This is a genomic window from Streptomyces sp. CO7 (genome assembly GCF_053474865.1).
On record NZ_JBRIOU010000011.1, the window covers coordinates 82462 to 90654 of the forward strand.

Annotated in this window: 8 protein-coding genes; 4 read left to right on the plus strand and 4 right to left on the minus strand. The window is 74.0% G+C overall.

The window, feature by feature from the left end; all coding sequences use genetic code 11:
- Position 1 precedes the first annotated feature (1 nt).
- From ACOV8S_RS29465 to fxsA, 3 genes are all read left to right on the plus strand, one after another.
- Positions 2 to 1621: an amidohydrolase gene (locus tag ACOV8S_RS29465; protein WP_448321534.1), complete on the plus strand. Its 1620-nt coding sequence runs from the start codon at positions 2 to 4 to the stop codon at positions 1619 to 1621.
- A 569-nt stretch (positions 1622 to 2190) separates the two neighbouring features.
- Entirely contained in the window at positions 2191 to 2985 is a 795-nt protein-coding gene (locus ACOV8S_RS29470; RefSeq protein WP_448321535.1) for a polyprenol monophosphomannose synthase, read from the plus strand.
- A 26-nt stretch (positions 2986 to 3011) separates the two neighbouring features.
- Positions 3012 to 3656, plus strand: coding sequence for an FxsA family membrane protein (gene fxsA, locus ACOV8S_RS29475; RefSeq protein ID WP_448321536.1), 645 nt, complete (start codon positions 3012 to 3014; stop codon positions 3654 to 3656).
- Positions 3657 to 3895: 239 nt separating this feature from the next.
- On the opposite strand, the gene ACOV8S_RS29480 is transcribed toward fxsA, so the two are convergent.
- From ACOV8S_RS29480 to yczE, 4 genes are all read right to left on the minus strand, one after another.
- Entirely contained in the window at positions 3896 to 4273 is a 378-nt protein-coding gene (locus ACOV8S_RS29480) for an RNA polymerase-binding protein RbpA (protein ID WP_108957122.1), read from the minus strand.
- Between the two features lie 266 nt (positions 4274 to 4539).
- Positions 4540 to 5886, minus strand: coding sequence for an MFS transporter (locus ACOV8S_RS29485; protein ID WP_448321537.1), 1347 nt, complete (start codon positions 5884 to 5886; stop codon positions 4540 to 4542).
- A gap of 36 nt (positions 5887 to 5922) precedes the next feature.
- Positions 5923 to 6693, minus strand: coding sequence for a glycerophosphodiester phosphodiesterase (locus ACOV8S_RS29490; protein ID WP_448321538.1), 771 nt, complete (start codon positions 6691 to 6693; stop codon positions 5923 to 5925).
- Entirely contained in the window at positions 6690 to 7376 is a 687-nt protein-coding gene (gene yczE / locus ACOV8S_RS29495) for a membrane protein YczE (RefSeq protein WP_448321539.1), read from the minus strand. The genes ACOV8S_RS29490 and yczE overlap by 4 nt, the downstream gene beginning before the upstream one ends.
- Before the next feature lie 97 nt (positions 7377 to 7473).
- Between yczE and ACOV8S_RS29500 the strand changes: the two genes are divergently transcribed.
- Positions 7474 to 8193, plus strand: a 720-nt coding sequence (locus ACOV8S_RS29500) for an aminotransferase class I/II-fold pyridoxal phosphate-dependent enzyme (protein ID WP_448321540.1), incomplete at its 3' end; no start/stop codon positions are given.

Sequence of the window (8193 nt, forward strand, 5' to 3'; positions counted from 1 at the left end):
CATGAGTACTGGCACCGCCCCGACCTCCCGCACCGTGCTGCTGCGCGGCGGTGAGGTCCACAGCCCCGCCGACCCCTTCGCCACCGCCATGGTCGTCGAGCACGGCCACGTCGCCTGGGTCGGGTCCGAGGGCGCCGCCGACGCCTTCGCCGAGGGGGTCGACGAGGTCGTCGACCTGGAGGGCGCCCTGGTCACCCCGGCGTTCACCGACGCCCACGTGCACACCACCAGCACCGGCTTCGCCCTCACCGGCCTCGACCTGTCGGGCGCCCCCTCCCTGGAGGCGGCCCTCGGCCGGATCCGGGACTTCGCCGCCGCCCGCCCCGTCGACCGGGTGCTGCTCGGCCACGGCTGGGACGCCGCGCGCTGGCCCGGCGGCCGCCCGCCGGCCCGCGCCGAGCTGGACGAGGCCACCGGGGGGCGTCCGCTGTACCTCTCCCGGGTGGACGTGCACTCCGCCGTGGTCACCACCGCGCTGCTCGACCTGGTCCCCGGCGTCACCGCCATGACCGGCTTCGAGGCCGACCGCCCGCTCACCGGGGACGCCCACCACGCCGTCCGCGCCGCCGCCTTCGGCGCCGTCACCCCCGCCCAGCGCGCCGAGGCCCAGCGCGCCGCCCTGGCCCACGCCGCCTCCGTCGGCATCGGCACCGTCCACGAGTGCGGCGGCCCGAACATCTCCTCCGAGGACGACTTCACCGGCCTGCTGCGGATCGCCGCCGAGGAGCCCGGCCCGCGGGTCGTCGGCTACTGGGCCGAGCAGGACGTCGACAAGGCCCGCGCCCTCGGCGCCCTGGGCGCGGCCGGCGACCTGTTCGCCGACGGCTCCCTCGGCTCGCACACCGCCTGCCTGCACGACTCCTACGCCGACGCGGGCCACGCCGGCACTCCCTACCTGGACGCCGCCGCGGTCGCCGCCCACGTGGCCGCCTGTACCGAGGCGGGCCTGCAGGCCGGCTTCCACGCCATCGGGGACGCCGCCGTCACCGCCGTGGTCGAGGGCGTCCGCGCCGCCGCCGAGAAGGTCGGCCTGGCCCGGATCCGCGCCGCCCGGCACCGCGTCGAGCACGCCGAGATGATGACCGCGGACACGATCGCCGCCTTCGCCGAGCTGGGGCTCACCGCCTCCGTGCAGCCCGCCTTCGACGCCCACTGGGGCGGCGAGGACGGCATGTACGCCCAGCGGCTCGGTGTGGAGCGGGCCCGCACCCTCAACCCGTTCGCCGCCATGCTGCGCGCCGGCGTGCCCCTGGCCTTCGGCTCGGACAGTCCTGTCACCCCGCTCGACCCGTGGGGGACCGTGCGCGCCGCAGCCTTCCACCGGACCCCCGAGCACCGCGTCTCCGTCCGCGCCGCCTTCACCGCCCACACCCGCGGCGGCTGGCGGGCGGTCGGCCGGGACGACGCCGGCGTGCTGGTGCCGGGCGCCCCCGCCGACTACGCCCTCTGGCGCACCGGGGAGCTGATCGTGCAGGCCCCCGACGACCGGGTGGCCCGCTGGTCCACCGATCCGCGCTCGGGCACCCCCGGGCTGCCCGACCTCACGCCCGGGAGCGGGCTTCCGGTGTGCCTGCGCACGGTGGTGGGCGGCGAGACGGTCTTCGTACGGCCGGGCGAGTGATCTCCGGCGCGGGGGCGGCCGCCCCCGCGCTCCGCGGATCCACGGCCCCGCCCCGCGCCCCTGGGAGAAGGAACGTTCCCCGAACGCCCTGCGTCCGCCCGTGGCCCGGGTTTGACAGGGCGCGGCGGGCGGCGGGTAGGTTCGGCCGGGTCCACCACCGGACGCCCGACCGGGAGCCTCCGCGCACTCGTGGCGCCGCCGCTGGGTCGGGCCGGTGCGCCGGGGCGGCGCACCGGCCCGCTGTGCCAGGCCCAGCGGCCGTGACGCCCTGAGGGAGGCCGTGGCCGGTCGGCAGGTGAGACCAGGGCGGGGTGCCGGAGCTCAACAGACAACGGCCCGGGAGGATCCGCAGCCGGCGGGTCCCGGGCCGGCCCGAAGGGCTCCGGCCCCCGCCTGGCGGACGCTTTCCGGCGTTTTGCCGCCGATGCCCCCACCGCCTCGCCCGCGCCCCGTCGCGTTGCCGTGTCCTGCCGCATGCCGCGCACTAAGGTGGTCCCCTGCGTACGGACTTGGCTGTGCACGGCGCCCGCTTTCCGCGGGGACGACGGCGCGGAAACGGAAGGTCAGCAGTGAACGACGGCGTGGGTGCCCCCGCTGCGGGTGGCCAGGAGAGACGGTTCGGCCCGCTCGGCAAGGCCTTGGTGATCATCCCCACCTACAACGAGGCCGACAACGTCGCGCCGATCGTCCGCCGTGTCCGGGCAGCCGTTCCCGAGGCGCACGTCCTCGTGGCCGACGACAACAGCCCGGACGGCACCGGCAAGATCGCCGACGAGCTGGCGGCCGAGGACGACCAGGTGCGGGTGCTGCACCGCAAGGGCAAGGAAGGCCTCGGCGCCGCCTACCTGGCGGGCTTCCGCTGGGGCATCGAGAACGGCTTCGACGTCCTGGTCGAGATGGACGCCGACGGCTCCCACCAGCCGGAGGAACTGCCCCGGCTGCTGACCGCGCTCAAGGGTGCCGACCTGGTCCTCGGCTCCCGCTGGGTGCCCGGCGGGCGGGTCGTGAACTGGCCGCGCTCGCGCGAGTTCATCTCCCGCGGCGGCAGCCTCTACTCCCGGGTCCTGCTCGACGTCCCGATCCGCGACGTCACCGGCGGCTTCCGCGCCTTCCGCCGCAGCACCCTGGAAGGGCTGGGGCTCTCCGACGTGGCCTCCCAGGGGTACTGCTTCCAGGTCGACCTGGCCCGGCGGGCCGTGAAGGCCGGCTACCACGTGGTCGAGGTGCCGATCACCTTCGTCGAGCGCGAGCACGGCGACTCCAAGATGAGCCGCGACATCCTGGTCGAGGCGCTCTGGCGGGTCACGGCCTGGGGCGTCACCGAGCGGGCCGGCCGCGTACTCGGGCGGCCCCGGCGCGGCTGAGCGGGGCCGCCAGGCACACTGGAGACATGACGACCGGTCCTCAGCGCTCCTTCCCTCCCAGCTCTCCCGGCTCCTCCTCGCCGCGCCCCGGCCGCAAGCCCCGTTCCCGGGCACGCGTCGTGGTGCCGCTCGCTCTGGCCGCGTGGCTGGTGCTCGAGATCTGGCTGCTGACGCTGGTGGCGGAGGCGGCCGGCGGGTTCACCGTGTTCGCCCTGCTGGCGGCGGGTGTGCTGCTGGGCGGCGCGGTCGTCAAGCGGGCCGGGCGGCGCGCCTTCCGCTCCCTCGACGCGACGGTGCGGGGTGCGCAGGGAGGTGGCGTGGAGTCGGACGCCGGGCGTCGCGACCCCTCGCGGAGCGAGGGCAACGGGCTCACCATGCTGGGCGGCATCCTGCTGATCGTGCCCGGGCTCATCACCGACGTGGCCGGGCTGCTGCTGCTCGTGCCGCCGGTGCAGCGCACGGTGCGGTCGGCCCTCGAGCGGACCGTGGAGCGGCGGCTGAGGCGTGCGACCGCGGGCATGGAGGGCCTCCTCCAGCAGGCGCGCATCCACCGGCCGGACGGCAAGGTCGTCCAGGGCGAGGTCGTCCGCGAGGAGCCCACCTCGGGCCCCGACGGCACCGGCGGCCCCGGCCCCGACGGCCAGGGCCCGCGGCCGCCGCTGATCCCCTGACCCACCGCCGCCGGACCACCGGCGGGTCGTTCACGCGGACACGGGTGCTGCCCCCTTGTGGGCTCTGTTCCTGGGCGGACGCTGGTACGAGCGCCGCCCTGGGCGCTCCCGGCGGACGCGAGGCGTCCTCCCTCGTGCGGGGACCGGACGGGCATGACAACGGCCGCGGGCGCCGTACGTGGGAACACGTACGGCGCCCGCGGCCGTGTGCGGTTCGCGGCGCTGGGCCGCGGCGAGGCCTACGCCGACTTGCGGCGCGTGTCGCGGGGATGAACGGCGATGTTCATCGCTCCGGAACGCAGCACCGCGAGTCGCTCCTCGAGAACTTCCTCGAGCTCCTCACGGGTACGACGCTCCATGAGCATGTCCCAGTGCGTACGGGCCGGCTTCGCCTTCTTCTCCTCCGGTCCGTCGCCGTCCACCAGAAGTGCCTGGGCCCCGCAGACCTTGCACTCCCACTCCGGCGGAATCTCCGCCTCGACCGAGAAGGGCATCTCGAAACGATGCCCCTTCTCGCATGCGTACTCCACCGCCTGGCGCGGGGCCAGGTCGATGCCGCGGTCGGTCTCGTAGCTGGTCACCACGAGGCGCGTGCCGCGAAGAGCTCGCTCACTCATGAATCGTGCCTCCCGGGCTTGTCGCCCACAGGACAGGTGTCGCTGTCGTCGTCATCCGGCTCAACGTCCGGTCGGCGGTAAAGATTCCCGTTCCGCGCCAATGCGTCGCCGTCGTAGCCGCCCCTTGTTGTACCCACCATTGCCCGGTTTGTCACATCTGGCAGGAGATGTCACTCGACGTTGCGGCGTCTTTGTCGCGCAGTAACGGTACGCCTGGCAGGCCAAACGCGTACACTACCGCCCCGCCGTCTCCGTCGCCAAAAACATCAGAGCTTCTCCGGAACCGTGTTCCCCGCCTCGGCGACGGCACGCCGCACGGGTATGCGAGCGAGGAGCAGGAATCCGAACGCGAAGAAGATCACCAGCGAGATGATGGCGTCCCGGTAGCTGCCGGTCAGCTGATACGTCAGTCCGAAGACCAGAGGGCCGAGCCAGCTGGTGCCCCGGTCGCTGATCTCGTAGGCCGCGAAGTACTCGGCCTCCTTGCCCGGCGGGATCAGGTGCGAGAAGAGGGACCGCGAGAGTGCCTGGCTCCCGCCCATCACCAGGCCGATCCCGGCCGCGAGCGCGAAGAACCAGACGGCGTTCCCGGACGGCATGAAGTAGGCGGTGCCGACAACCAGCGTCCACGCGGCGAGCGAGCCGAGGACGGTGCGCTTGGCGCCGTACCGCCTGGCGATCCGCCCGAGCGCCAGCGCGCCGGCCACCGCCAGCACCTGCACCAGCAGCACCGCGGTGATCAGCGTGGACTGCTCCAGGCCCAGTTCCTCGGAGCCGAAGATCGCCGCCTGCGAGATCACCGTCTGGATGCCGTCGTTGTAGACCAGGTAGGCGAGCAGGAAGCCGAGCGTCAGCGGGTGACGCCGCATGTCGCGCAGTGTCTCGAGCAGACGGCGCGGGGCGGAGGCGGAGGCCTCGGTCACCTCGACCCTGCGGTCACGCAGACGGCGCAGCGGGATCAGCGCGAACACGCCCCACCACACGCCTGCCGAGGCCAGGCAGATGCGGACGGCGACCGACTCGGTCAGGCCGAAGGAGTCGTGCATCGTGTACAGCACCAGGTTCAGGACGAGCATCAGCGCGCCCGCCGCGTACCCGAAGGCCCAGCCCTTGGAGGAGACCGCGTCGCGCTCCTCCGGCGTGGATATCTGCGGGAGGAACGCGTTGGAGAGCATCGCCGCCACCGACTGCGAGGCGTTGGCGAGCACCAGCAGCATGCCGCCCAGCAGGTAGCGGTCGCCGTCCAGGAAGAACATGCAGGCCGTCGCGAGGGCGCCGAGGTAGGCGAAGACCCCCAGCAGCGGCTTCTTGCGGCCGGTGCGGTCCGCGACAGCGCTGACCAGCGGCATCAGCAGCACGGCGGCGATCACCGACAGGGAGACCGTGTAGGCGAAGAAGGACCCCGCGCTCACGGGGATGCCGAAGGGGTGGACGAAGCCCTCGTCGTCCGCGGCGGCCTTGGTGACCGAGGTCAGGTAGGGGCCGAGGAAGACGGTGAGCACGCTGGTGGAGTAGACCGAGCAGGCCCAGTCGTAGAAGTACCAGCCGCGCTGTTCGCGCCGACGTCCGTCGGCCGTGCCGGCCGCCCCCGTCTGCACTGTGATGCTGCCCACCCGATCCTCGCTTCGCGCTGTGGGAGCCGCGCACGCTCAGACCCAGGTGCCCCGGTCCTCCATGACCGCGCGCAGCGTGTCGATGTGATCGGTCATGATGCCATCGACCCCCAGGTCCAGGAGCCTGTGCATTTCTACGGAATCGTTGACCGTCCAGACGTGGACCTGCAGGCCGCGGGCGTGGGCCGCCCGGACGAACCGGCGGTCCACCACCGGGACGCCGGACTGGGCGACCGGGACCTGCGCGGCCAGCGCGGAGGCGCGCAGCCCGACGGGCAGGCCCCAGGAGCGCAGCCGGAGGCCGAGGACGCCGGCCGTGCCGAAGGAGGTGGCCAGCCGCGGGCCGGCCAGCCGCTGGGCCCGGGCGACCCGGGACTCGGAGAACGACCCGACGCACACCCGGTCCCAGGCGTTGGTGCGTTCCACCACGTCCAGCAGGGGCAGCAGGGCGCCCTCCTCCTTGACGTCCACGTTCCAGCGGACCTCGGGGAAGGTCTCCAGCAGCTCGGAGAAGAGCGGCACCGGCTCCCGGCCGGCGACCCGCGCCTGCCGGACCTCGCTCCAGGGCAGCTCGGCGATCCGGCCGGAGCCGTCGGTCACCCGGTCCAGGGTGTCGTCGTGGAAGGCGACCAGGACGCCGTCCGCGGTGACGTGGACGTCCGTCTCCATGTACCGGTACCCGGCGTCGGCGGCACGGCGGAACTGGGCGGCGGTGTTCTCCAGCCCGTCGGCGTCCCCGCCGCGGTGGGCGAAGGGGATCGGGCCGGGGTGGTCCAGGTAGGGGTGCGGGGTGCGGGTCGTCGTCACGGTCGCAGTATCGCGCCCTGCGGCTCGGTGGGGCAGAGGGAGGCGGTGGTCGCGGCGGCCGCCTCCTCGGGGAGCGCGGTGGACGCGGGGGACGCGGTGGGCGCGGTGGACGCGGGAGTGAACAGGCGCAGGAAGAACTGCACCAGCGGGCCGATGGCCAGCGCGTACAGGAGGGTGCCGACGCCCACGGTGCCGCCCAGCAGGAAGCCGGTCAGCACGACGACCACCTCGATCGCCGTACGCATGCTGCGGATCGAGCGGCCGGTGCGGCGGTGCAGCCCGGTCATCAGCCCGTCCCGCGGGCCGGCGCCGAATCCCGCGGCGATGTAGAGGCCGGAGGCCGCGCCGTTGAGGACGAGACCGGCGAGCAGCAGCGGCCAGCGCACCGGGAGCGCGTCGGTGACGGGGACCAGGGCGAGCGTGGCGTCCATGGTGAGACCGACGACGAACACGTTGGAGACGGTGCCGAGGCCGGGGCGCTGCCGCAGGGGTATCCAGAGGAGCAGGACCAGCGCGCCGACCAGGATCGAGACCGTGCCCACCGTCAGGCCGGTCAGCTCGGAGACTCCCTGGTTGAGGACACCCCATGGTTCCAGGCCCAGTCCGCCCCGCAGCAGGAGCGCGGTGCTGACCCCGTAGAGCGTGAGGCCGACGTAGAGCTGGACGAGACGTCGGGCGAGCAAGGCGACCCCCTGTGGTGATGTTGGACCGACGCATGCCACTCTGTGGCTCGTGTCCTGCGGCTCGACAGGGCCAATTAGGGGAAGGTGGACTGGACGGATGCAACGGTGGACCTCCGTGGTGGGGGCCGCCCAGCTGGGGCGGCAGCTCGCCTCGCAGCAGGAGCGGCCCTCCGCGCCGGGCGGACGGCGCCCGCCCGCCTACCGGGCCCTCGCCGACGGCATCCGGCTGCTGGTGCTGGAGGGACGGGTGCCGGTCGCCGCGCGGCTGCCCGCCGAACGGGAGCTCGCCCTGGCGCTGTCGGTCAGCCGGACCACCGTCGCCGCCGCCTACGAGGCGCTGCGCGCCGACGGCTTCCTGGAGTCCCGTCGCGGCGCCGGCAGCTGGACCGCCGTGCCGCCGGGCAACCCGCTGCCCGCCCGCGGCCTCGAGCCGCTGCCGCCGGAGTCCCTCGGCACGCTCATCGACCTCGGCACCGCCGCGCTCAACGCCCCGGAACCGTGGCTGACCCGCGCCGTCCAGGGCGCACTGGGGGAGCTGCCGCCCTACGCCACCACGCACGGCGACTACCCGGCCGGACTGCCCGCCCTGCGGGCCACCATCGCCCGGCGGTACACCGAGCTCGGGGTGCCCACCATGCCGGAACAGATCATGGTCACCACGGGCGCCATGGGGGCCATCGACGCCATCTGCCACCTCTTCGCCGGCCGCGGCGAGCGGGTCGCCGTCGAGTCCCCCAGCTACGCCAACATCCTCCAGCTGATCCGGGAGGCCGGGGCCCGGCTGGTGCCGGTGGCCATGGGGGAAGGGCTCCTGGGG